This is a genomic window from Pseudoalteromonas sp. SWYJZ12, assembly GCF_015864395.1.
Classification (GTDB): Bacteria; Pseudomonadota; Gammaproteobacteria; order Enterobacterales; family Alteromonadaceae; genus Pseudoalteromonas; species Pseudoalteromonas arctica.
The window spans coordinates 253,295-277,870 of the sequence record NZ_JADYXH010000003.1; the positions used below are offsets into that span (position 1 = coordinate 253,295).

The 24,576-nt window shown below is 40.5% G+C and carries 17 protein-coding genes; 12 read left to right on the forward strand and 5 right to left on the reverse strand.

Annotated elements, in window-relative coordinates; translation table 11 throughout:
* Window positions 1–81 precede the first annotated feature (81 nt).
* The 3 genes from I6F42_RS05550 to I6F42_RS05560 are packed head-to-tail and all read left to right on the forward strand — an operon-like array spanning window position 82 to window position 5,858.
* The gene (locus I6F42_RS05550) at window positions 82–1,941 is read left to right on the forward strand and encodes an alpha-amylase family glycosyl hydrolase (RefSeq protein ID WP_197151346.1); all 1,860 of its coding nucleotides are present in this window, start codon (window positions 82–84) and stop codon (window positions 1,939–1,941) included.
* On the forward strand, window positions 1,934–3,439 hold the full coding sequence (locus tag I6F42_RS05555; protein WP_010555040.1) for an MFS transporter: 1,506 nt from the start codon (window positions 1,934–1,936) through the stop codon (window positions 3,437–3,439). The genes I6F42_RS05550 and I6F42_RS05555 overlap by 8 nt, the downstream gene beginning before the upstream one ends.
* A 10-nt stretch (window positions 3,440–3,449) precedes the next feature.
* On the forward strand, window positions 3,450–5,858 hold the full coding sequence (locus I6F42_RS05560) for a glucan 1,4-alpha-glucosidase (protein ID WP_197151347.1): 2,409 nt from the start codon (window positions 3,450–3,452) through the stop codon (window positions 5,856–5,858).
* A gap of 90 nt (window positions 5,859–5,948) precedes the next feature.
* Here the strand turns inward: I6F42_RS05560 and I6F42_RS05565 are convergent, their stop codons facing one another.
* Window positions 5,949–6,968, reverse strand: coding sequence for a LacI family DNA-binding transcriptional regulator (locus tag I6F42_RS05565; RefSeq protein ID WP_165735095.1), 1,020 nt, complete (start codon window positions 6,966–6,968; stop codon window positions 5,949–5,951).
* A gap of 291 nt (window positions 6,969–7,259) precedes the next feature.
* Between I6F42_RS05565 and glk the strand changes: the two genes are divergently transcribed.
* The 6 genes from glk to I6F42_RS05595 all read left to right on the forward strand — a co-directional run bounded on the left by glk (window position 7,260) and on the right by I6F42_RS05595 (window position 14,496).
* Window positions 7,260–8,252: a glucokinase gene (gene glk, locus I6F42_RS05570; RefSeq protein ID WP_197151348.1), complete on the forward strand. Its 993-nt coding sequence runs from the start codon at window positions 7,260–7,262 to the stop codon at window positions 8,250–8,252.
* Window positions 8,253–8,290: 38 nt separating this feature from the next.
* Entirely contained in the window at window positions 8,291–9,304 is a 1,014-nt protein-coding gene (locus I6F42_RS05575; protein ID WP_197151349.1) for a LacI family DNA-binding transcriptional regulator, read from the forward strand.
* Window positions 9,305–9,640: 336 nt separating this feature from the next.
* Window positions 9,641–11,491, forward strand: coding sequence for a phosphogluconate dehydratase (edd, locus tag I6F42_RS05580; RefSeq protein ID WP_007582619.1), 1,851 nt, complete (start codon window positions 9,641–9,643; stop codon window positions 11,489–11,491).
* 33 nt (window positions 11,492–11,524) lie between these two features.
* The gene (gene eda / locus I6F42_RS05585) at window positions 11,525–12,145 is read left to right on the forward strand and encodes a bifunctional 4-hydroxy-2-oxoglutarate aldolase/2-dehydro-3-deoxy-phosphogluconate aldolase (RefSeq protein ID WP_002959756.1); all 621 of its coding nucleotides are present in this window, start codon (window positions 11,525–11,527) and stop codon (window positions 12,143–12,145) included.
* 9 nt (window positions 12,146–12,154) lie between these two features.
* Window positions 12,155–13,159: a type I glyceraldehyde-3-phosphate dehydrogenase gene (gene gap, locus I6F42_RS05590; protein WP_007582622.1), complete on the forward strand. Its 1,005-nt coding sequence runs from the start codon at window positions 12,155–12,157 to the stop codon at window positions 13,157–13,159.
* Between the two features lie 212 nt (window positions 13,160–13,371).
* Window positions 13,372–14,496 (forward strand): sterol desaturase family protein, encoded by a 1,125-nt coding sequence (locus I6F42_RS05595; protein WP_197151354.1) that lies wholly within the window; start codon window positions 13,372–13,374, stop codon window positions 14,494–14,496.
* Window positions 14,497–14,573: 77 nt separating this feature from the next.
* Here I6F42_RS05595 and I6F42_RS05600 read toward each other — a convergent pair whose 3' ends face one another.
* The 4 genes from I6F42_RS05600 to I6F42_RS05615 all read right to left on the reverse strand — a co-directional run bounded on the left by I6F42_RS05600 (window position 14,574) and on the right by I6F42_RS05615 (window position 21,065).
* Window positions 14,574–15,899: a leucine-rich repeat domain-containing protein gene (locus tag I6F42_RS05600; RefSeq protein ID WP_197151356.1), complete on the reverse strand. Its 1,326-nt coding sequence runs from the start codon at window positions 15,897–15,899 to the stop codon at window positions 14,574–14,576.
* Between the two features lie 41 nt (window positions 15,900–15,940).
* Window positions 15,941–16,654: a YebC/PmpR family DNA-binding transcriptional regulator gene (locus tag I6F42_RS05605; RefSeq protein WP_010555049.1), complete on the reverse strand. Its 714-nt coding sequence runs from the start codon at window positions 16,652–16,654 to the stop codon at window positions 15,941–15,943.
* Between the two features lie 258 nt (window positions 16,655–16,912).
* Window positions 16,913–18,991, reverse strand: coding sequence for a M13 family metallopeptidase (locus tag I6F42_RS05610; protein ID WP_197151358.1), 2,079 nt, complete (start codon window positions 18,989–18,991; stop codon window positions 16,913–16,915).
* A 295-nt stretch (window positions 18,992–19,286) separates the two neighbouring features.
* Entirely contained in the window at window positions 19,287–21,065 is a 1,779-nt protein-coding gene (locus I6F42_RS05615; RefSeq protein WP_197151360.1) for an ABC transporter ATP-binding protein/permease, read from the reverse strand.
* Window positions 21,066–21,173: 108 nt separating this feature from the next.
* Here I6F42_RS05615 and I6F42_RS05620 point away from each other — a divergent pair, with 108 nt between their 5' ends.
* The 3 genes from I6F42_RS05620 to secF all read left to right on the forward strand — a co-directional run bounded on the left by I6F42_RS05620 (window position 21,174) and on the right by secF (window position 24,510).
* Window positions 21,174–21,635, forward strand: coding sequence for a hypothetical protein (locus I6F42_RS05620; protein ID WP_197151363.1), 462 nt, complete (start codon window positions 21,174–21,176; stop codon window positions 21,633–21,635).
* A gap of 108 nt (window positions 21,636–21,743) precedes the next feature.
* Window positions 21,744–23,582 (forward strand): protein translocase subunit SecD, encoded by a 1,839-nt coding sequence (gene secD, locus I6F42_RS05625; protein WP_197151369.1) that lies wholly within the window; start codon window positions 21,744–21,746, stop codon window positions 23,580–23,582.
* Window positions 23,575–24,510, forward strand: coding sequence for a protein translocase subunit SecF (gene secF / locus I6F42_RS05630; RefSeq protein WP_197151374.1), 936 nt, complete (start codon window positions 23,575–23,577; stop codon window positions 24,508–24,510). The genes secD and secF overlap by 8 nt, the downstream gene beginning before the upstream one ends.
* Window positions 24,511–24,576 lie beyond the last annotated feature (66 nt).

Here is a 24,576-nt window from a genome sequence, read left to right on the forward strand (position 1 = left end):
TGAATACGTATGCAGCAACTGTATGCTTGCTGCAGATATCTTTAGTATAAAGCTATAACACTACTGACAAAAAGACACACAATGAAAAAATCAGTTTATGTACCCGCATTACTGTGTAGCGCACTTATAACAAGTGCGTGCTCAGACAATAATGAAACCGAACAACAGCAAGCCCCTAAACAGGCACAAAATGAGTTAACAAAGCCTGTTGTATACCAAGTATTTACACGCTTATTTGGTAACACACAGACCGCGAATGTGCCCTGGGGTACAAAAGAGCAAAATGGCGTAGGTAAATTTGCCGACTTTAACGATGCTGCACTTAAAGGTATTAAAGAATTGGGTACGACCCATGTTTGGTATACCGGTGTTTTACATCATGCGCTAGTGGGCGATTATACCGAGTATGGGATTACGCAAGACGACCCTGATGTAGTTAAAGGCCGTGCAGGTTCACCTTATGCAATAAAAGATTACTACGACGTAAACCCAGATTTAGCTATAAATGTGACCAATAGAATGGGTGAGTTTAGTGATCTGATTGAGCGTACTCATGAGCATGGCATGAAAGTGGTTATAGATATTGTACCTAACCATGTGGCTCGTAATTATAAATCAGTAGCAAAACCCAAGGGAATAAATGACTTTGGTGAACAAGACGATACAACCAAAGCATATGATAAAAACAATAATTTTTACTATGTCCCGGGTCAGTCTTTTCAGGTTCCAACATCACAAAGCTATACAGTTTTAGGGGGTAATACTCACCCTTTAGCTGACGGTTTTTTTGATGAAACGCCAGCGAAATGGACGGGGAATGGTGCGCGTGCACCCAAGCCAGATATTAACGATTGGTACGAAACCGTAAGAGTCAATTATGGCGTTAAGCCTGATGGCAGCTATGACTTTCCTGTATTACCTAAAGAGCTAGAAAACCAAGATTATCGCGCTCATTATGCGTTTTGGCAAAATAAGGAACTGCCTAATAGCTGGTATAAATTTAGAGATATCACTCTTTACTGGCTTGATAAAGGCGTAGATGGTTTTAGGTACGATATGGCCGAAATGGTGCCGGTTGAATTTTGGAGCTTTTTAAATTCATCAATAAAAATGCAAAAGCCCGATGCGTTTTTATTGGCTGAAGTTTACAACCCACAAATGTACAGAGCGTATATTCAGCAAGGAAAAATGGATTACTTGTATGACAAAGTCGGCTTTTACGACACATTAAAAGCCATTATGCAGGGTAAGCAAGCTGCTAATACTATTTTTGCAGCCCAAAGCCAAGTGGCTGATATTGAAGCGCACATGCTGCACTTTTTAGAAAATCACGACGAACAACGCATTGCTAGCCCTGATTTTGCAGGTGATGCACGCTGGGGGAAACCAGCAATGGTCGTTTCTAGCTTAATGAGTCGCGCACCTACTTTATTATATTTTGCCCAAGATGTGGGGGAGGACGGATCTGCAAACGCAGGTTTTGGCACATCTACTCGCACCAGCATTTTTGACTATATTGGTGTACCAGCGCATCAAGCATGGATGAACAACGGAAAATTCGACGGCGCTAACTTATCGAGCGAGCAAGCATCACTTCGTGATTATTATAAATCAATAATGGCTCTTAATCGTTTACCCGCTGTTGTAGGTGGAACCATGTCAGAGCTTTCACTTAGCAATAGCGAACGCGTTGTTGGTTTTGTACGCTCGCTGGGACGGCAATCTGTTTATGTTTTTAGTAATTTTAGTGAGGAGCCACAAACGGTATTAATTAATTTAACACCAGAGCAAGCAAATATCTTTGAGCGAAATAAACCGCTACACGACTTACTTGAACAAAACACGGTAAAGATCATCACTGACAAAGAAGTTACAAAGCTTATGCTTTCGCTAGATGCATTTAGTAGCGCAGTTTTAACTAATAAGGCTAATCATGAATAATCAAAATAATAATTATGACAGCAACAAACCAAATCTAAGTTTTTGGCAAATATGGAATATGTGCTTTGGCTTTTTAGGCATTCAATTTGGTTTTGCACTACAAAACGGCAATGTGAGCCGTATTTTTCAAACCCTAGGCGCACAAGTTGATGATATTCCTATTTTATGGGTTGCAGCACCGCTAACGGGCTTAATAGTGCAACCAATAATTGGTTATTGGAGTGATAAAACATGGGGGCGTTTTGGTCGTCGTCGTCCATTCTTTTTCATAGGGGCGGTACTTACTACTATCTCACTCTTTATCATGCCGCATTCACCAACCCTTTGGATTGCTGCAGGTATGTTGTGGATTATGGATGCATCAATCAACGTCACTATGGAGCCTTTTAGAGCACTTGTAGGCGATAACCTGCCAGAAAAACAACGTGCTACGGGCTATGGCTTGCAAAGCTTTTTTATTGGTATTGGTGCGGTATTAGCCTCAGCGCTACCATGGATGATGACCAATTGGTTTGACGTAAGTAATACCGCTGCGCCAGGGCAAATCCCTGAATCTGTTAAATATTCATTTTATTGGGGTGGGGTGGTGTTACTTGTTGCAGTTCTCTGGACAGTTATGCGAACCAAAGAATATAGCCCTGAGCAATTAGCTGCTTTTGAAAACCACACTGCCAAACCGACTAACACCGCATTAGTAGATATCAACTTCAATAAAGGTGCCATTATTTTTGTGGTGCTAGGTTTAGCAACCCTTGCATTAGTAATGGGTTTATCGCTTGAAAAAGAGTTATACCTACTTGCTGGTGGCTTACTAGCGTTTGGTATTGTGCAGTGGATAGCAAGCGCATTAAAGGCTGCTAACAAAATACAAGGCGGTTTTTACCAAGTAGTACAAGATGTATTTACCATGCCAGAGGCAATGAAGCAGCTTGCTTGGGTGCAGTTTTTTAGCTGGTTTACGTTGTTTGCTATGTGGATATACACCACAGCCGCAGTAACAAGCTTTCATTACGGCAGCAGTGATGCAACAAGTAAAGCCTTTAACGATGGGGCTGATTGGGTCGGTATTTTATTTGCAGCTTACAATGGCTTTGCGGCTATTGCCGCTATGTGTATTCCATTTTTAGTTAAAAAAATGGGCTTAAAAGGCGCACATTGCTTTAACTTATTACTAGGCGCATTGGGCCTTGCGAGCTTTATGTTTATAACAGATCCAAAAATGCTCCTTATTCCAATGATAGGCGTTGGCTTTGCATGGGCTTCTATTTTATCGCTTCCTTATGCAATGTTAAGTAATGCATTACCGAGTAATAAAATGGGCGTGTATATGGGTATTTTTAACTTCTTTATTGTTATACCGCAATTGCTTGCCGCTAGTATTTTAGGGCTTATTTTACGCCACGTATTTTCTAACCAGCCTATTTACGCATTATTAATTGGTGCTGCATCATTCGTTGTTGCTGCGATTGCTGTAATGCGCGTTAAAAATTCAAACTAAGGGTCACACAATGAAAAAATATAACCTTATTACTACCGCTCTTTTAACTTTGGGCTTAACAGCCTGTGGTGCACAAAATACGAATAACGAAAATATTGACGCTACAGTTTCAGCAGCTCCTGGCGCACCAGGTGCTGAACCATATTGGGCTTACGCGGGTAAAACCGGAATTGGTACTTCTTTTGAGCAATACCAAAACGGCCAATATAATAACAACGCTGCGACAGGTGAAGTATCAAAAGTATGGTTTTCAATTGCCAAAGGTATGATCACCGAAACTATGTTTGGACTCATTCACCAAGCTCAAATTAAAGATATGCAGTTTGTAGTAACCGGTAAAGATTTTACAGTCACTGAAGCTGACGACTTAGACGTTACAATTGATTACTTACATAAAGACGATAAAGGCAGACCACTATCGCTTGCTTACAAAGTAACAAGTACAGATAAGAAAGGGCGTTTTACCCTCGAAAAACACATATTCACCGACCCTGACGGACAAACATTGTTTGTACGCAGTATTTTTAATACATCACTTAAAGGCGTGAAAGCGTATGTTGCTGTTAACCCTTATATAAACAACAACGGCTTAGGTGATTTTGCAAAAACCACTGAGCAAGGCTTAGTAGCATGGGAAAATGATAATTTTTTAACGTTGCAATCATCTACGCCATTCAAAATGCAAAGTGTAGGCTTTACAGGTGTGAGCGATGGCATCACCTCACTTAAAAAACAACACACACTAAGCAAAAAATATTCAAACACCGGCGATAAGGCCGGTAATGTCACTCTGCTGGCAGAGCTTGGTAATATCGATAGTAATACCACATTTGATTTAGCACTAAGCTTTGGTAAAACGCAGCAGCAAAGCCAGCAACAAGGTGCACAGAGCTTATCTAAAGGTTATCAAAATGTGCTTGATGCCTACAACGGTAAAGGTGAAGCGCTAGGCTGGGAAGATTATTTACAAAGCCTTGAACCATTAAATACAATGGTTAAGCAAACAGCCGATGACGGTAAATTGCTTTACACCAGTGCAATGGTACTAAAAGCGCAAGAAGACAAAACTAATGCGGGTGCGCTCATTGCCTCACTTTCTAATCCTTGGGGTGAAACTGTTTCAGCCAAAGAGGGTTCGACTGGTTACAAAGCAGTATGGGTTCGTGATTTTTATCAAGTAGCTATGGCATTTATGGCCTTAGGCGATACAGCGACTGCAAAAACGGCCTTCGAATACCTTGAAAAAGTACAAGTTACTAGCAAAACCCCGGGTAACAATGGTGATACAGGATGGTTTTTACAAAAAACACATGTTGATGGTGAACTTGAATGGGTAGGGGTACAGCTAGATCAAACGGCTATGCCAATTATGCTTGCGTGGAAGTTACATCAAGCAAACGTACTAAGTGATAACGAACTTAAAGATTGGTACGCACGCATGCTAAAACCGGCAGCTGACTTTTTAGTTGATGGCGGAAGAGCTAAAATTTTATGGAACGACATGCAAATCACTCCACCTGCAACACAGCAAGAGCGCTGGGAAGAGCAAAGTGGTTATTCTCCCTCTACAACGGCTGCCGTTGTTGCTGGCCTTATAACAGCCAGTGACATAGCAACACTCAGTGGTGATACTCAAAATGCAGATCGTTATTTAGCAACGGCTAAAAAGTACAACAGTAATATAGAATCGCAAATGTTTACCACCGAAGGTAATTTAAAAGGTGATAGCACCGATGGCGAGTATTTTATTCGTATCGGTCAAGACACCGACGCTAACTCTAATACTAAAATTAACGCCAACAATGGCCGTGAAGGTTTTAACAAAAAGCAGATTTTAGACGGTGGTTTTTTAGAATTAGTCCGCTATGGAGTAAGAAGTGCCAACGATTCAAGTATAGTTAAAACCCTGCCTGAGTATGACGACGAAACGCTTGAAGATAACTTACAAGTTAAATACAGCTTTAACTTTACCGATGGTAGCGGCACATTTGCAGGCTATCGCCGTTATGGCAACGACGGTTACGGTGAAGATGAAACCACAGGTACTAATTACGCCGAAAGCGGGAGCAATACGCCAGGCCAACGTGGTCGTGTATGGCCATTTTTTACAGGCGAACGCGGACACTATGAAATAGCGGCCGCAAACGCAAATAATACGCTAGATGATGCAAAACAAGCGGACATTAAAAATAGTTACGTAAAAGGGCTAGAGCAATTTGCTAATAGCGGAATGATGCTACCTGAGCAAGTATGGGATGGCGTGGGTGTAAATAAAGCAGGTTATGCGTTAGGCGAGGGCACAAACTCAGCAACACCTCTAGCTTGGACACATGCAGAATACATTAAGCTTGTACGCTCACTCAGTGATAAACAAGTTTGGGACTATTATCCGGTGGTTGCCGAATCGCTTAAAGACTAATATAAAACATGCTGTAGTTATTAAAAAAGGCTTCTAAATAAATTTAGAAGCCTTTTTGTTATGTTGAAGTCTTATTAGGATATTTAATTTTTAACTGCTACTTTTTCGAGAAATTAATACAGGTGGGAGTAAGGTACTTTGCACTTCTTCACCACGTATCAGTTTTAATAAGTTCTCTACGAGCATTTGCCCAGCAACAGTGGTGTTTTGCTCTATCGTCGTCAGCGGTGGGTTTACATAACTAGCAATGGCTATGTTATCAAAGCCGACTACCGCAACATCTTTTGGCACGTTAATATTTGCTTCTTTAAGTGCACGTATAGCCCCAATAGCAATTAAGTCACTTGCAGCAAATAAGGCGTTAAATTTAATATTATTAGCGATAAGCGAACGAGTGGCGTGATATCCAGATTCTTCAGTAGATATAGCATTAGCCATTTTACGTTCGTTTATTTTTACGTTGTTAGCCAGTAGCTCATCTTTAAAGCCCTGAAAACGACTAAAGAATTCAGGGCTATGATCAGATGCATCACCAATAAAAGCGCAGTCAGTTCTGCTGTGAGCAATAAAGTGCTCAGCGGCAAGCTTACCGCCACCGTAGTTATCACAACAAACAGTTAAATCTGGGCGATTATCAACCGTTGCACCCCAACAAACAAACTTAGTGTTTTGTTCAAGTAAGGTATTAAATTTTGGTTGGTAATCAATGTAATCGCCATAACCGAGTAAAATAATACCATCGGCTCTGTGGCTATCTTCATAGTCTGCTTGCCAATCAGCACTGGCTGATTGAAATGATACTAATAAATCGTAACCTTCTTTAGCGCAAGCACGGGTAATGCTGCCAAGCATGGCTAAAAAGAAAGGATTAATTTGTGACTCATCAGAAGTAGGGTCTTCGAAAAGAAGTAATGCAAGTGTGCTGCTTTGTTGTGTACGCAAGTTGCTGGCATTTTTATCAACTTTATAATTAAGCTTTTTAGCTATATCGAAAACACGTTTACGTGTTTCTTCATTAACAAGATGGCTGTTACGTAAAGCGCGAGATACAGTTGATTGAGATACCCCTGCATAGTGGGCAATATCAAATGAGGTGGCTTTACCTTTCATTGTTACAACTTAATTAATTTGATAAATAATTGTGCCATTTTCGGTTATTAATGAATAATTTCAAGCTTTTTGTGAATTAACGTATATTTTTATTGATAAACGGCTGACACCGGTGTCATAATATAAATGTTTTATCATTTTGTTGTCAAAACGTATTCGCTGTTTATATATTTTATAGGCAGCATTTTTTACTGTGATAGCTACTTTGAGGTGATAGCTCAAAGTATAAATAACAATGGTATACCATTGTAAAATAATAAGCACGAGTCGCTTAACAAAAGAGATAATACTATGAGCCTAAACTCTTCTGCCCAATTTGATCCCATCTTAGTTGCTGATGTTGGCGGCACCAATGCCCGCTTTGCTTTAATAACTGCTTTTAATGAGCACACTAACCAATTTGTAATAGAGCACATTAATATTTTTCCTAGTGCTAATTTTGGTTCACTTGAAAGTGCGCTTGAGCAATATTTACAAACAGTCTCGCATATTACACCCAAACGCGCATGTTTAGCCGTTGCAGGTCCAATAAAAGCTGGGCAGGTACATTTAACCAATTTAGGTTGGCATTTTAGTGTTAGTGAATTTAAAACTCATTTTGATTTACAGCAACTAGAAGTCATTAACGATTTTGCTGCTTTTGCATATGCGGCTCCTTACTTAGATCCTAAACAAAATGTCATTGTTAAATCAGGTCAAGCTGATGATAATGCAAACATTGGTGTTATAGGTCCCGGTACTGGTTTTGGTGCCGCGTGCTTAGTTAGAACGTCGCAATCTACCGCTGTTTTAAGTTCAGAAGGGGGGCATATATCGCTTGCACCTGTTAATGAACTCGATACTTTACTATTAAATGAGTTACGTAAAGATCATCCCCATGTTTCTATCGAAACTGTATTTTCAGGCCCTGGCATAACGCATTTATACAAAGCGATGTCTGCGGTTAAGGGTGTAACAGCTAAAAATTTAGATGCTGCGCAAATAAGTAGCCTAGCAAATAGCGGTGAATGTGCTGTGTGCGATGCAACTCTTAATCAATTTTGTGATTGGATCGGCAGTGTAGCTGGCGATTTAGCCGTTGTTTACGGCGCTTTAGGCGGACTATTTATTGGCGGTGGAATACTGCCTCGTATGCAAGAAAGACTTCTAGAGAGCCGTTTTGTTGAACGATTTTCGCAAAAGGGTATTATGTCGCAATACGCAGGGCAAATTCCTGTAATACTTGTAACACAAGACAACATACCGCTCATTGGTGCCGCTGCATGTTTACACAATAATAAATAAGGTTTTAGCCTTGTTGGTTGTATTTGGATAATGGATAGATGAAAAAAGTAACCATAAATAGTGTAGCAAGTCATGCTGGGGTTTCTAAAAAAACCGTATCACGCGTTTTAAATAACGAGCCTAATGTAAGTGCTGCCACTCGAGAAAAAGTGCTTGCGGTATTTAAAGAACTCGATTATACCCCAAATCCAATTGCACGAGGCCTTGCACAAAATCGTAGCTTTATTATTGGTTGTCTTTACGATAATCCCAGTAAAAGCTATATCACTCGGGTGCAAACGGGCGCTTTAGAAGCGTGCAAAGAAAACAACTATAATTTATTGATACACCCTTGTGAGTTTCGTGGTGAAGCCCTTATTAATAATATTGATCAATTACTACAGACTTCTCGATTAGATGGCATTGTGTTAACGCCTCCTTTTGGTGATTTTGCTGAGCTTGTTTCTTTTTTAAAATCTAAAAAAATTCCTTATGCAAGGGTTGCATCGGCTTTACTTCAAGATGATTCTATTTCAGTTCGTAGTAATGATGAACAAGGCGCATTTGAAATTACTGAGCATCTAATTAGCCTTGGGCATAAATCTATAGCGTTTATTAAAGGGCACCCGGATCACAGTGCCACTCAACAACGCTTTAAAGGCTACAGGCGTTCACTTGCAAGCCATGGAATAGAGTTTGATGAGCGCTTGGTAGAGGAGGGTAACTTTAGTTATCACTCAGGTGTAGATAGTGCACGCAGTATTTTAGATTTGTCTCCTAGGCCAACAGCTGTATTTGCATCAAACGATTACATGGCGGCAGCGGTATTAAAATTAGCTACCCAGCGCCAATTAAAAGTGCCTGATGACATTTCAATAGCCGGCTTTGATAATGCACCCATTGCACGTCATATTTGGCCTGGTTTAACGACTATTGCACAGCCTGTTGAAGAAATGACTAAACAAGCCGTAACTCAACTTATTTCACACATCGCTCAACCGCAAGAACAGCCGTATCAGGTAACGCTTGAGTCACGCTTGATTACACGCGAGTCTACCTCTGCGATAAAATAGTGAGTTAAAAACACTTTCACAGTAGCCCGAATATGAGTGACGCTTATTCGGGCTTTTTTTTGCTCTGAACTTGCTAAAATATACTTTGTGCCTAAAAATCAATTAGGTCATTATTCGGTCATGTTAAAATATTAAACTATTTTTGTTACCCGGGGTTGACACCGGTGTCATTGCTATGCGTTAATACAGTGACACCGGTGTCAGGGCTGTTGTGAGAGGCTCCCTGGTAGCGTACCTTTGAACGGGTAAATCAAAGATGCTCAGTACAGTTATTTACGTGGAGTCTGTAGTTGCTACTGAGCCTTTATCCTCTAACTAATAGAGATGAGTTAAATTATGTTACATCCTCGTATTCAAGAAGTTACCCAGCGCGTTATCGAACGCAGTAAAAATACCCGTCAAGATTATTTAGAACGTATTTCGCACGCAAAAAAACAAACAAGAGTTCGTGCCGGTTTAGGTTGCGGAAATATAGCCCATGTTATGGCTGCATGTAGCAGTGATGACAAAGCGCGCTTAAAGGCTGATGAGCAGCCAAATCTTGCTATTATCAACTCATATAACGATATGCTATCGGCTCATGTGCCATACAAAGACTACCCAGATTTAATTAAAGACATTGCTACCAAATACGATGCTACAGCACAAGTTGCTGGTGGCGTTCCTGCAATGTGTGATGGTGTTACGCAAGGGCGTGACGGCATGGAACTTTCGCTTTTTTCTCGTGATGTAATTGCTATGTCTACGGCAATATCGCTTTCACACGATGTGTTTGATGGCGTTTTTTGTTTAGGCGTTTGCGACAAAATCGTCCCGGGTTTATTAATTGGTGCATTGTCGTTTGGTCATTTACCTGTGTTCTTTTTACCAGCAGGTCCAATGCAATCAGGTATTCCTAATAAAGAAAAAGCACGTATTCGTCAAAAATTTGCACAAGGTCTAGTAAGTCGCGAAGACTTATTAGAGGCTGAAAGCGCGTCTTACCACAGCGCAGGTACTTGTACGTTCTACGGTACTGCAAACTCAAACCAAATGTTAATGGAAATAATGGGCTTACACCTTCCTGGTAGTTCGTTTATTAATCCTTACACTGAGCTTCGCGATGGGCTTACAGGTAATGCTGTAGAAACTATGCTTAAGCAGCTTACAGATGATAAAGAAAGCCCGTGTTTAGCCGATGTGATCAGCGAAAAAACGATTATAAACGGTTTAGTAGGCCTGCTTTCTACAGGTGGTTCTACTAACCATGCTATTCATATTGTTGCGATAGCAAAAGCGGCGGGCATTCAGGTTACGTGGAAAGATATGTCTGATTTATCAGAAGTTGTACCACTGCTTACACGTATTTACCCTAACGGCTCTGCAGATGTAAACCACTTCCAAGCAGCTGGTGGTATGGGTTTCTTAATGCGCGAGCTAGCAAGCGCTGGTTACTTACACACAGACGTTAAAACAATGCTAGGCGATGGTTTAGCACCTTACATGACAGAGCCTCGTTTGGATAAAGACGATAGCCTGATCATGAGCAACTCAACCGGCCCAACTAAAGTTAAATGGGTAGATTGCCCAGCAAACTCACACGATGAAGAAGTACTTCGCCCAGTGAGTAACCCTTTTAGTAAGCAAGGTGGTCTGCAACTTCTAACGGGTAACTTAGGTAAAGCTGTTATTAAAGTGTCAGCTGTTGCTATTGAACATCAGGTTGTTACTGCTCCTGCAAAAGTATTTAGCTCACAAAGTGCTCTGCAAGATGCATACACGCGTGGCGAATTAAACCAAGACTTTATTGCCGTGCTAAAAGAGCAAGGCCCTAAAGCGAAAGGTATGCCAGAGCTACATAAATTAACGCCAGTAATGGCAACGCTTCAAGATGAAGGCTTTAAAGTAGCCATTGTTACTGACGGTCGTATGTCGGGTGCATCAGGTAAAGTACCAGCTGCTATTCACTTAGCACCAGAGGCAGTAGAAGGCGGCATTATTGCTAAAATCCGAGAAGGTGATTTAGTGACACTTGATGCGCCAAACGGAATATTAAAAGTACACGTTAGCGACGAAGAACTTGCTAAACGTGAAGCAGAACTTAGCCTGCCAAGTGCAACATTTGGTACAGGTCGCGAATTATTTACTGGATTTAGAAATATCGTAAGCAGTGCCGATTTAGGCGCGAGTGCTTTTGGACTTGAATAAATATTAGCCATACTGGGTAATGAGGAACAAGTAATGAGTATTGAAAAAATCTTAGCATCGGCACCCGTAGTGCCAGTGGTTGTAATCGAAAAATTAGAAGATGCAGCACCACTTGCAAGAGCGTTATATAACGGTGGCTTAAAAGCCTTAGAAATAACACTACGTACACCTATTGCTGCAGAAGCTGTAAAGCTGATGAAAGCAGAAGTACCTGAAGCCTATGTAGGTACTGGTACGGTAGTAGATAAAGCAAGTTTTGATCTTTCGGTTGCCGCAGGTGCAGATTTTATGGTGAGTCCAGGTGTGAGCGATGAGCTTATTGCTTTGGCTAAAACATCAGATATACCATTTTTACCAGGCGCTGCAACTGCAAGTGAAGTTATGCAACTTGCGTCGCATGGTTTTAAGTATTTAAAATTCTTCCCTGCAGAAGCAGCAGGCGGAACAGCAATGCTTAAATCAATCGGTGGCCCATTACCACATATTACTTTTTGCCCAACTGGCGGCATTAGCCTAGCAACTGCACCGAACTATTTAGCGCTTAACAACGTTATTTGTGTGGGTGGTACGTGGATGCTAGATAAACAACTAATTGAAAATAAAGACTGGCAAGCAATTGAAGCGCTTGCTCGCCAAGCAAGTGAACTTAAATAGGAGTCTAAAATGATTAATGTAGCAATTAACGGTTACGGCCGTATCGGTAGAAATGTTTTACGTGCACTTTATGAGTCAGCTCAAAACAGCGAAATTAAAATTGTAGCAATTAACGATTTAGCACCTGCTAACGTTAATGCACATTTAACGCAGTATGACTCAGTTCATGGTCAATTTTCTAAAAAAGTAACACTTGAAAATAACACCATGTTAATTGACGATGACGTAATTACGTTAACGCAAGAACGCGACCCTGCAAATTTACCGTGGAAAGCACTAAACGTAGATATCGTTTTAGAATGTACTGGCTTTTTCACTAAACGTGATGACGCTGCTAAGCACATTACAGCGGGTGCTAAAAAAGTAATCGTTTCTGCTCCAGGTAAAGATATGGATGCAACAGTGGTTCATGGTGTAAACAGCGATGTAATTAACGCTGATAGCCAAATCATCTCAAATGCATCGTGTACTACTAACTGTTTAGCACCACTTGCAAAAGCAATTAACGACACTGTAGGTATTGAAAAGGGGAGTATGACAACGATTCATTCTTATACGAATGATCAAAACCTATCTGACGTATACCACCCAGATCTATACCGTGCTCGTAGTGCAACTCAATCTATGATCCCAACTAAAACAGGTGCTGCGGCAGCTGTTGGTTTAGTATTACCAGAACTTGCAGGTAAATTAGACGGTATGTCGGTACGTGTACCAACAATCAACGTATCTTTAGTTGATTTTACGTTTATTACTAAGCGCGATACGACTGCAGAAGAAATCAATGCAATCATGAAAGAAGCATCAACGGGTTCAATGAAAGATATTTTACAATATAATGAACTTCCGCTTGTTTCTATCGACTTTAACCATAACCCAGCGTCATCTATCTTTGATGCAACGCAAACTAAAGCCGATGGTAATCTAGTTAAAGTAATGGCTTGGTACGACAACGAATGGGGTTTCTCAAACCGCATGTTAGACCAAGTTAAAGCATTAGGTGCGTTTTTATAATACAGCCCTAATGATGTAAAGTTTTAGCTTTATCCAACCAAGCCACGCATTGCGTGGCTTTTTTGCGTTTGGTTTATCTGTATATTTGCAACTCAGACTATGGAGGGAACTATTTGTATTTTTTATACCCTAAATTTTGTTAATATGTGGGTGTGTAAATCAATGGAATTTCGTTGTATTTAATCAACTCAACGAAGCAAGGAATAATAAAAATGATCAGAGCTTTATCACGAAAGGTATTTCGCACAAATCATCTTCAGATAGGTGAGGGCAACATAAGTGGCTACATAGCCTGCTTTTTAGCAATACTGAGTTGCCTAGGCGTATTAGCGTTTCACTTTCCTGAATACTTAACCACACCAGAACTACGCAAAAGCTACAGTGTCGACTTTTTACGTCAGCTTATGTTTGCATCATTATTGGTCTCGGGCAGTTTAGGATTACTTAACTTTGTACGCAATACCAATAAGCGTTTAGGAGCTACAGCGTGGTTTTTTATTATTCTGGCAATTATGTTTGGCGGACCAAACGTTGAGGTAAATGAGTTTGCCACCGACACACCTTACATAGGGCTAGATTGGTTTATTTTAGATTTACTCGGCTCAACACTCATATTTATTGTTATTGAAAAGCTGCTACCCCATCGAAAAGAGCAAAAAATATTACGTAGCGAATGGCGAGGCGATTTAAACCACTTTTTTGTAAACCATTTAATTATTGGTTTTGTGTTACTCGTTACTAACCACTTTGTGCATTATGGTTTTGGCTGGGCTGTATCATCTACAGTACAAGGTTATATAGAGCAAACACCATTTGTAGTGCAGTTGTTTTTAATAATACTCGTGGCTGATTTAATGCAGTATTGGGTGCATCGTGCTTATCACGAAGTCCCTTTATTATGGCGCTTTCATGGCGTACATCACAGTGCCAAAGAAATGGATTGGTTAGCGGGCTCTCGCCAACATATTCTTGAAATACTCGTAACTCGCAGCTTAGTGCTCACACCCATATTTGTACTTGGATTTTCACAGCAAATAATTAGTTTATACGTAATAATTGTGGGTTTACAGGCTGTGTTTAACCATGCAAATGTACGTGTGAAATTTGGTTGGCTAAAATATTTTATGGTTACACCGCAGTTTCACCATTGGCATCACGCGTCAGATAAAGCCGCAATTGACCGCAATTACGCTGCGCATTTTTCGTTTTTAGACTACGCGTTCGGTACTGCTGTTAAAGGTCAAAAAGAGTGGCCAAAAGCGTATGGTGTAGTCGGGGATTACATGCCGGTAGGTATGCTTAAACAACAGGTCTACCCATTTAAGCGCACTAAATGAGCTAGCCTAATTGAATAAACATAAACTAAAAAAAGAGCAACGTGTTACACGTTGCTCTTTTTTATGACTCTACTCAATTATATATTTAGCTCTTCTAATAGCTCAGTAAATGTAGGTCTCTGATTTAATGAAGGCTGCATAGCACGTTTTGCCATATCGGACATTTCACCAAATAGCTCGCTTTGCCTATCATCGCCGGTTACCGTGCCTAATAAGTCTTCAATTAAACAGCCCAAAGCTCTTACTTCTATCCACTCTAGTTGCTTTTGTTGATACTCACTTAGCATCGTTAAATTAGTTGCAGCACCAAAATCACCAAACAGAACGTCATGGTTTTGGTTAATCATAGTGTTATGCGCATAAATGTCGCCATGACTTACTTTACGAACATGTAAGTGATGTAAGGTACTTACCACTTGCTGTGCAATTTTTAAAATAGCTTGAGTTGAGTAATGGCAATCATTGTTAAATGTATCACGCGTACAGGTTTCAAGGCTTGGAGGCAGGCCTAAATTAGCGAAGCTTTTATCTATTAGCTCCATCACTAAACCCAACTGATCACTTTGTTCAATGTAGGCAAGTACTTTAATTAAATTAGCGTGATCGCCTGCTTGTAAGCAGCAATTCACTTCATCAAGCGGGTAGCCGTCGCTGGTAATTGCACCTTTAAATAATTTAATCGCTACAGCGCTATCTGCAGCTTGCGCTAAATGAATAACGCCCGATGCACCTTGGCCAATAACATGACTAAGTGTGTAATCGTTAAGAGGCTTATTTTCTAAGCTGCACTTTGTAAGGCACTGTGCTTGATTAAAATCGTTACCGGCAAACGCAAGCCAAGCAAGTTTAGGCAGTTCAAACAGCCAGTCGTCTACGTCTGTTAAGTTATTAGCAGAGAGCCTAACAAGCTCGAGGTTTTTACACTGCGCCATGCTACTTGGCAGTTGCTTAAGTTGATTGCCCGCAAGCGCGAGCTTTTTAAGCTGTGTAAATTGGCCAAAACTTTGCGGTAGCTCAGTAATATTATTATCGGTGAGGATGAGCCATTCAATATTTTTTGGCAGGCTGTTTAAAGCAAATTCAGAAATTTGGTTACCTTTAAACGCAACCATAATTAAAGCAGGGCATTTAGCCAGCACAGTAGGAATATGCTTAAACTGATTAAACGATAAAAATACTCGCTTAAGGCGTGTTAAACAGGCAAATTCATCAGGTAGTGTTGATAAGTTATTATTTGATAAATCGAGTACTTCGAGCGTGTCAGCTAAGCTAAAAATCTCTTCAGGGAATATTGTTAACTCTTCTACTAATTGCAGGTGAGTAGCACCAACAAGTTTGCCACTTTTAAGCTCTTTAAGGGAGTTCATATTTATACCACGTTCTAAAAATGAAAAAGCCAACATAGCTGTTGGCTTAAAGTCGTTCTAACTTACTAAATCGTTCTTTAGAATTGCGCGTTATGGTAAACGTTTTGTACGTCATCGCAATCTTCTAACATGGCTAAAAAGCGTTCCATAACTTCAACGTCTTCGCCTTCAATCGGCGTTTCAATTTGTGGCACAAAGCTAATTAGGTCTTCGTCAAATTCAGTCACACCCATTTCTTCAAGCGCTGTACGCGTATTGTTGTACTCTGTGTGAGGAGCAAAAACAGTAACTTTACCGTCATCAACTTCTACGTCAGTTACATCAACATCAGCCATCATTAATGCTTCAAGTACTGCTTCGTCGTCATCACCGTCAAATACAAAAATAGCAAGGTGATCAAATAAATGTGAAACAGAGTTTTGAGCGCCAATTTTAGCATTTGCTTTGGTAAAACAAACACGTACATCAGCAAAGGTACGCTTGTTATTGTCTGTTAAACAATCAACAATAATCATACAGTTACCTGGGCCGTAACCTTCGTAACGTGTTGCTGAGTAGTCTTCGCCGCCGCCACCTTTTGCTTTGTCTATTGCGCGGTCAATAACGTGTGCTGGTACTTGGTCTTTTTTAGCGCGTTCAATTAAACGACGTAATGATAAGTTACCATCTGGATCTACACCGCCGTTTTTAGCACAAATATAAATTTCTTTGCCGTACTTAGAATAAACTTTAGTTTTAGCACCCGCAGTCTTAGCCATTGAATCTTTTTTGTTTTGGTAAGCTCTTCCCATCTGCGTTTCGCCTTAATATATGTAAATAATAGAATAAAATTATAATGCGTATTCTAAAGGTAAATGCATTCAAGGGCTAGTAAGTATTAAAGCCGATTAAAACTGTAGCGTTTAAAGTCCATCTAAAGTGCATTTTAGTGAGGGGATTATCGAGGAATTTTGACGTTGGAATGATATCTATTATTGTAAATTTAACTCAATAAAAAAGGCAACCTGTATAACAGGTTGCCTTACTAAGTAATAAAAAGTAAGTATTACTTACCAAATACGTACACGTTCATCTTCAGGAAGGTATAACTCATCGCCTGGTTTTACATCAAACGCTTTGTACCATGCATCGTGGTTACGCGGCGCTTGTGCTCTAAAGCGACCTGGGGCATGTGTGCCACCACGCAGTTGGTTAAGCATGCTTTGCTCAGTACGTTTTTCTTTCCATACCTGCGCCCATGCAAGGAAGAAACGCTGATCGCCAGTAACGCCGTCAATAACAGGCGCTTCTTTACCATTTAAACTGAGCTTGTACGCGTGATAGGCCATTGATAACCCACCTACATCACCAATGTTTTCGCCAAGGCTATTTCGACCATTAACAAAGTTACCTTCTATTGGCTCGTATTTACTGTACTGCGCAGCCAGTTGATCGGCTTTTTTGTCAAATGCAGCGCGGTCAGCATCAGTCCACCAATTACGTTGCACACCGTTTTCGTCTGATTTTGAACCTTGATCGTCAAATCCATGACCCATTTCGTGACCAATTACAGCGCCAATACCGCCATAGTTTACAGCCGGATCGGCATTTGGATCGAAAAATGGCGGTTGTAATATCGCAGCCGGAAATACAATTTCATTAAACGAGCTATTGTAGTAAGCGTTTACGCGTTGTGGCGTCATGCCCCAGCGGTTACGGTCTGTTTTTTGTAGCTCTTTATCAACACTTTCTGCGTGGAAAAACTCACGCATGTTTTTCACATTACCAATTAAATCGTTTTTAGTAATGCTTAAACCATCATAAGACTGCCATACATCGGGGTAACCAATTTTTGGTACAAATGCAGCCAGTTTAGCGCGCGCATTTACTTTAGTTGCATCGCCCATCCACTCTAGGTTATCAATACGTTCACCAAGGGCTGTACGAAGGTTTTCAACTAGCTCTGACATTTGTTGTTTTGATGACTCAGGGAAGTAACGCGCTACGTATATTTTACCAATAGCAAAACCAAGCGAACTTGTGCCCGACATTTCACTTATTGCACGTTTCCATCGAGGGCGAGGCTCTTGCTGTCCGTTTAGTTCTTTACCAAAAAAAGCAAAATTAGTATTAAATACGTCTTCTGATAGTAAACCTGCGTTACCGCTAATAGCGTGATACGTTAGGTAGTCTTTCCATACTGCAATATCTTCTTGATTGATTAGCTCAATCATCGCTTTTATAGGTTCAGGCTGAGATACATTTAACTGAGGTACTTTATAACCTGTTTGCGCAAAATATAAATCCCAGTTAAAACCAGGGTAAGCAGTGCTTAAATCGGCGCGTTCAATTTGGTTTAGCGTTAAATCACGATTACGGCGCTTTTCACGTGGCCAGTGACCTTGTGCAATTTTGGTTTCAAGGTCTAAAATAGCTTGAGCACGTTCAGTTGCATTTTCAGTGCCTGCAAACTCAAGCATGTCAGCAATGTGAGCAACATAAGCTGTACGGGTTTTTACAAAGCGCTCAGCGTCTTCAAGGTAGTAAGAGCGATCTGGTAGGCCTAACCCACCCGCACCTAGTGACATTTCATATTTGTTAGGGTCTAGGCGATTAAACCACATGCCGCCGCCCAAAGGGGCTTTATTACCGGTTAACCAAGACTTACCAAACATTTCAGCTAAATCGTCAGTCGACGATATATCACTAATTTCACTTAACAATGGCTTAATAGGCGCTACACCGAGTTTATTAAGTGTTTCGGTATCCATATACGCATTGTAAAAATCAGCGACTAGTTTTTCTTCTGCGTTTAAATCTTTACGTGCGGCTATTTCTTCAATAATAGCTTTAACATCGCCTTCGCTGCGCTCAGCTAATCCTGAAAATGCACCGTAGCGGGTTTTATCTGCAGGCATTACGTAGTTGTCATACCACGTGCCACTGGCATACATAAAAAAGTCATCGCCTGGTTTCACGGCTTCGTTACGGGCTGTTAAATCAACACCAAAACTACCTAACTCTGCTTTTTCTGTTACTGCTGCAGTGGCTACTTTAGGTTGTTGCTCGTCTGTTTTTGTTGTTTGCGGCTCTGAACAACCGGTAATAAATGTGGCAGCTAATGCTGCGGCAATTAAACTCTTTTTCATTACTTACTCCTGAGTATCACTGATTGAATTAAAGCAGCAGTGAATCATTTTTATTGTTACGAATATTTAACTTATCGATTGTTATTGATATTAATCAGACAAACAAATCTTTTGAGGTGAATCACCACAGTGCTCGATAAAACTTAGATTAAGCAAGAAGAGCAAGATTAAAAGCGCGAGGTAAACTCCCGGCTACAATTTAATGGCAGTGTGTAATTTTTGTGTAGGCGCGGCTTTATGCCGCGCTTGTTTAAATTGGCTCAAAAGCGCGAGGTAAACTCACGCCTACTATTATTTATTTTTTATGCTGAAGCTCCCACATACGGGCATATTCTCCGGCGAGTGTAAGTAACTCATCGTGCTTACCTTGCTCAATAATTCGTCCGGCTTTGAGCACAATAATGGTGTCTGCATCGGTAATAGTAGAAAGGCGATGGGCAATAACAATACTCGTATGGTTACTGGCAACTTCACGCATTGCAGCAAGTATTGCTTGCTCAGAATGAGAGTCGAGTGCAGATGTTGCTTCATCAAAAATTAAAATAGGGGACTTTTTCAAAATAGCACGTGCAATGGCAATACGCTGTTTTTCGCCGCCAGATACTTTTAAACCGCGCTCGCCAACCAGCGTTTTATCGCCTTTATCAAGTGTTGCTATAAAGTCTTTTAAATGCGCCATAGCGATGGCTTCGTCAATTTCTGCATCACTTGCTGATGGTCTACCGTAAGCGATATTTTCACGAATCGTGGTGTTAAACAGCACAGTATCTTGCGGGACTATTGCAATGGCTTTTCGTAAACTATTAAGTGTTACTGAGTTTATAGCTTGATTATCAATACTAATTTCACCAGCGCTTACATCATAAAAACGATAAAGCAGTCGCGCTAATGAACTTTTACCAGCACCACTGGCACCAACAATGGCTACTTTGCTGCCTGCTTTAACGCTAAAGCTAAGGTTATTAAGAATAGGGCGATGGGTATCGTAACTAAAATTTACATTATTAAATGTTATTTCACCTTGGCTAATATTGAGCTCTTTAGCATTAAGTGCATCGGTTATTTGTGGTTTTTTGTTAAGTAGCCCAAGCATGTTTTCAAGGTCGGTTAGGGCACGCCTTATTTCGCGGTACACAAAACCTAAAAAGTTAAGTGGTAAAAATAGCTGAATCATATACGCGTTAATCATCACAAGTTCACCAATAGAGAGTGTACCTGCAACTACCTCGGTTGAGCCCAACCACATTAAAGCGGTAATAGCACAAGCGATAATAAGTGCTTGGCCTGAGTTGAGGGCGAGCAGCGACATTCTATTTTTTAAACGGGCTTTTTCCCAGTTTGCTAAAAAGGTGTCGTACGTTTTTGCTTCAAACTGTTCGTTATTAAAATACTTTACAGTTTCATAATTAAGCAAGCTGTCTATTGCGCGGGTATTACTTTGATTGTCGGCAGCATTTGCTTCTCTAATAAAGCGGTTTCTCCACTGGGTAACCACCACAGTAAAGGTAATATAAATAGCGACTGCCAGTAATGTAATAAGCGCAAACCAAACAGAAAACAACGTGCCAAAAATAATCGCAACGGTCAGTATTTCAAACAAAGTCGGCACAATATTAAACATTAAAAAGCGCATTAAAAAGCTTAACCCGCTCGTACCGCGTTCTATATCGCGGCTAATGCCACCGGTTTGCCTATCTAAATGAAAAGCCAGCTCAAGTGAGTGCAAATGCTTAAATACTTTTAAACCAATATCGCGCATGGCGTGTTCGGTAACGCGAGAAAATACAGCATCTCTTATTTCACCTAAAAACACGCTAGCAAAACGCAGCGCGCCGTACATCAATAATAATAAAGCGGGAATAACTAACAGTGGGTTAATCGACTTATCTACCGAGTCTATTATTTCTTTAAGCGCCCAAGGCATTAAAAGCGTGGCACCTTTTGCGCCTATAAGCGCCATAAGTGCAATAAAAACACGGCCTTTAAATTTTGTAAGGTAGGGCCACAGTGTTTTTACACTTTGGCGTAAATTCATGGCGTCTGGTCGTTTTTCACTGCTTTGTCTGGGGCGCATTAAAAGTCTCAGTAAAATTAAATTAGATAGTAAATAGCTAAGGGCTATTGTATTTCAAATACTAGCCCTTATATACTACGCATCCCTTATTTTAGTTTTAAAACGTGAATGTTTAAATTTAGAGTGTTTTTAACTGCCTTTTTGCTACTTGCTGCACTTTTTAGTGTGCAGAGCAATGCTATGGGCGCCTCACAAAATTTAAATATCAATATTAGTACGCAGGTTTCGCTTACTGATATTGGCGATTTAACTAAAATACAGCCTATTAGTAAGTCTGTAGATACTTCGCAACATAAAAAAACGCATCAAACCGATTTTGACGCGCACCAACCAAGGTTAACTGCCAATAATTCATCATTGTTTTTGCACACTGTTCAAAGTGAGCCAGAATACGATGTGGTTTTTGAATTTTTTGCTCAAAATCTTGTTAGGCATATATTTTTAAAACCACGCGCTGTTAACCCTATACAACCTTGGTATACGTTTGTAACTAATAGTAAAAAGTCGCGTTTGAGTGGCTGGAAAGACGTTAACTTACTCTACAAAGCTGTAACTACCTACCACGCTTAATTTTCCTTATTTAATTTTATTAGGTTTTAACTTTTAAAGTTTTAGCCTGCAGATTAATTGTGCTTTTAAAAAGTACGTCGCTAGCTTTGCTGGCAATAAGGATTCAACATGTTAAGTTTTAAAAAAGATAAAAAGCCGTCTACGGCTAAGTTCAAATTAAGCTATATCGCCATGCTAATTGTATTGGTTTTATTAGCTATCAGCGCATTACCAAACCTATATCCAAATAAATCGTGGTTGCACGTAAGTAGTACGCCGCACAGCGAAACGCAATCTTTACCGAGCACTAAAACGCTAGTTACTTTTTTAAATAAACAAGGGCTAGAGGTTGAGCAGGGTTTAGATAAGCAATCCACTATTAATATACTTTTAAACGAGCCAACTAAAAGCGCTCAGGCGCAAGCGGCTATAAAAGCGCAATATCCAAACACGCAAGTTAAAATTGTTGAGCATGCAACCAGCCCAACATGGTTACAAGATTTTGGTTTATCACCAATAAAGCTGGGCCTTGATTTAAATGGCGGTGTGCTATTTGTACTAGACGTAGATTTAGATAAAGCCGTTGATGAGCAATTAGTCAGTGCGTATCAACAAGCTAAATCAATCATCATTAAGCAAAAAGCACATGGCGTAAAAGCGCAGCAAACTCAGCAAGGGTTTGAAATAAACGCATTGCCTAATGCAACCGACAAGTTAACCCCAGTTATTGAAGAGCTACAAAGCCGATTTGCTAATTTAGCCGTTGTAACAAGCAATAACGGCAGCGTTAAAACTGCCAAATTTAGTTATTCAGAGCAAGGCCGCAGCAGCTTTGATAAAGAAGTAATGGGGCAAACACTCACAACCCTTCGTTCACGTATTGAAGAGTTAGGCATTACCGAAGCGGTAACACAGCGCCAAGGAAAGCACCGCATTCGTATAGAGCTACCAGGCGTGCAAGATCCAACCGAAGCAAAACGTATTATTGGTGCAACAGCATCGCTTGGTTTTTATCAATTAAAAGAAATTGGCGGGCAAACATTTAATATGCAATCGGGCGGAACCATAAAGCTCGATCCTGTGCCAATTTTTACAGGCGATCATATTAATAATGCAAACATAGGCCGCGACGATTGGGGTAAACCATTGGTACAACTAAGCTTAGACGGCCAAGGTGGTGATGCAATGTCGGCGTTTTCAAAAGCCAATATTGGTAAGCCAATGGCGACGGTCTACTCTGAGTACTCTCAAAATGCTAAAGGCGAAGTAGTTAAAAAAAGCGAAGTTATTAATGTTGCCAATATTGCTCAGCATTTAAGTTCGCGTTTTAGTATTACCAATATGAAAAGCCAACAAGCTGCAGCCGACCTAGCATTGTTATTACGTGCAGGCTCGCTTACAGCACCCGTTACAATTGTGCACGAACAAACAATAGGGCCAAGCCTCGGCAGCGAAAATATTAGTAATGGCTTAGCCGCGCTTATGTTAGGTATGGGTATTACCCTTGCATTTATGGCGCTTTGGTATCGCCGTTTAGGCCTTATTGCAAACGTAGCACTTATATTAAATTTAACGTCGCTTGTGGGCTTAATGTCATTATTACCAGGGGTTGTGTTAACGCTTCCGGGTATCGCTGGTCTGGTGCTAACGATAGGTATGGCGGTAGACACTAACGTAATAATATTTGAACGCATTAAAGAAGAACGACGCCAAGGCCGTGCACCATATCAAGCTATTCAAGAGGGTTATAAACAAGCCGCAAATACAATATTTGATGCCAATATAACCACCATGATCACCGCACTTATCTTATACGGCATAGGCTATGGGCCCGTTAAAGGTTTTGCCATTACACTCGCACTGGGGCTTTTAACGTCTGTATTTACAGGTGTGTACGTATCAAAAATATTAAGCCAAACGTTGTATTTAAAAATGGGTAAAAAAGCAGGAGAAAAAGCACATGCTTAATTATTTTTTGAAAGGTGAAAAGGGCACACGTTTACGCTTTATGGGTATGCTTTTAAGTGCCATTTTAGTGCTGCTATCCGTATTTACGCTTACGCAAAAAGGTCTAAATTTTGGCCTAGATTTTACCGGCGGTTATTTAACTGAGTTTACAACCAGCCAAAGTGTTGAACTAAAAGAGCTTCAATCGTTTATTGCTAAAAATCACAACGGTGAGTTTGAGCTAACCGCGCAAGGTAATAGTCATTTTCAATTAAGAGAAGCGCCAAGTGCATCAACAACAGCTAATAGCCCTGATTGGCAAAGCGCCGTTACACAAAACGATTATATAAACGCACAGGTATTATCGTCAGCTTATATTGGCTCACAAGTGGGCGATGAGTTATTTGATCAAGGCTGTTTAGCAATGTTTGCTGCAATGATTGTGGTAATGATTTACCTTGCAGTGCGTTTTGAATGGCGATTAGCCGTTGGCTCTGTGGTAGCGCTAGTGCACGATTTAATACTCGTACTTGGGTTATTTTCACTATTACAAATTGAATTTAACCTAACCGTGCTGGCAAGTTTACTGGCTATTATTGGTTACTCACTTAACGACTCAATAATAGTAGGGGATAGAGTACGTGAGCTTTTACGTGTTCAATCAAACAATGTACTTAGCCCAGCGACCATTATTAATAATGCGATTAAAAGCACACTAACGCGCACCTTAATTACGTCGGGTACTACACTTGCAACGGTTGCGAGCGTTTGGTTACTTGCAGGCGCACCACTGCAAGGCTTTGCTATTGCATTATTTACTGGCATTGTAGTGGGTACGTTCTCGTCTATTTGTATAGCGGCAACCTTGCCGGAGCTATTAGGCTTAAGCGCTAAAAACTACGAAGTTAAAGTAGATGCCCACACGCAAACATTATTAGATATGCCATAAGGTTTTTAATAAAGCACAAGCAAAGAGCTGCACCAACCAGCGGCTCTTTGCTTGTTTAATGTTTAT

Bases quoted from the DNA above. Each gene is read 5' to 3' on its own strand.
- I6F42_RS05555 (WP_010555040.1), top strand. From the start codon at position 1,934: ATGAATAATCAAAATAATAATTATGACAGCAACAAACCAAATCTAAGT.
- I6F42_RS05565 (WP_165735095.1), bottom strand. From the start codon at position 6,968: ATGAAAGGTAAAGCCACCTCATTTGATATTGCCCACTATGCAGGGGTA.
- gap (WP_007582622.1), top strand. From the start codon at position 12,155: ATGATTAATGTAGCAATTAACGGTTACGGCCGTATCGGTAGAAATGTT.
- I6F42_RS05620 (WP_197151363.1), top strand. From the start codon at position 21,174: ATGTTTAAATTTAGAGTGTTTTTAACTGCCTTTTTGCTACTTGCTGCA.
- secD (WP_197151369.1), top strand. From the start codon at position 21,744: ATGTTAAGTTTTAAAAAAGATAAAAAGCCGTCTACGGCTAAGTTCAAA.
- I6F42_RS05550 (WP_197151346.1), top strand. From the start codon at position 82: ATGAAAAAATCAGTTTATGTACCCGCATTACTGTGTAGCGCACTTATA.
- edd (WP_007582619.1), top strand. From the start codon at position 9,641: ATGTTACATCCTCGTATTCAAGAAGTTACCCAGCGCGTTATCGAACGC.
- I6F42_RS05610 (WP_197151358.1), bottom strand. From the start codon at position 18,991: ATGAAAAAGAGTTTAATTGCCGCAGCATTAGCTGCCACATTTATTACC.
- secF (WP_197151374.1), top strand. From the start codon at position 23,575: ATGCTTAATTATTTTTTGAAAGGTGAAAAGGGCACACGTTTACGCTTT.
- I6F42_RS05600 (WP_197151356.1), bottom strand. From the start codon at position 15,899: ATGTTGGCTTTTTCATTTTTAGAACGTGGTATAAATATGAACTCCCTT.
- I6F42_RS05615 (WP_197151360.1), bottom strand. From the start codon at position 21,065: ATGCGCCCCAGACAAAGCAGTGAAAAACGACCAGACGCCATGAATTTA.
- I6F42_RS05560 (WP_197151347.1), top strand. From the start codon at position 3,450: ATGAAAAAATATAACCTTATTACTACCGCTCTTTTAACTTTGGGCTTA.
- glk (WP_197151348.1), top strand. From the start codon at position 7,260: ATGAGCCTAAACTCTTCTGCCCAATTTGATCCCATCTTAGTTGCTGAT.
- I6F42_RS05595 (WP_197151354.1), top strand. From the start codon at position 13,372: ATGATCAGAGCTTTATCACGAAAGGTATTTCGCACAAATCATCTTCAG.
- I6F42_RS05575 (WP_197151349.1), top strand. From the start codon at position 8,291: ATGAAAAAAGTAACCATAAATAGTGTAGCAAGTCATGCTGGGGTTTCT.
- I6F42_RS05605 (WP_010555049.1), bottom strand. From the start codon at position 16,654: ATGGGAAGAGCTTACCAAAACAAAAAAGATTCAATGGCTAAGACTGCG.
- eda (WP_002959756.1), top strand. From the start codon at position 11,525: ATGAGTATTGAAAAAATCTTAGCATCGGCACCCGTAGTGCCAGTGGTT.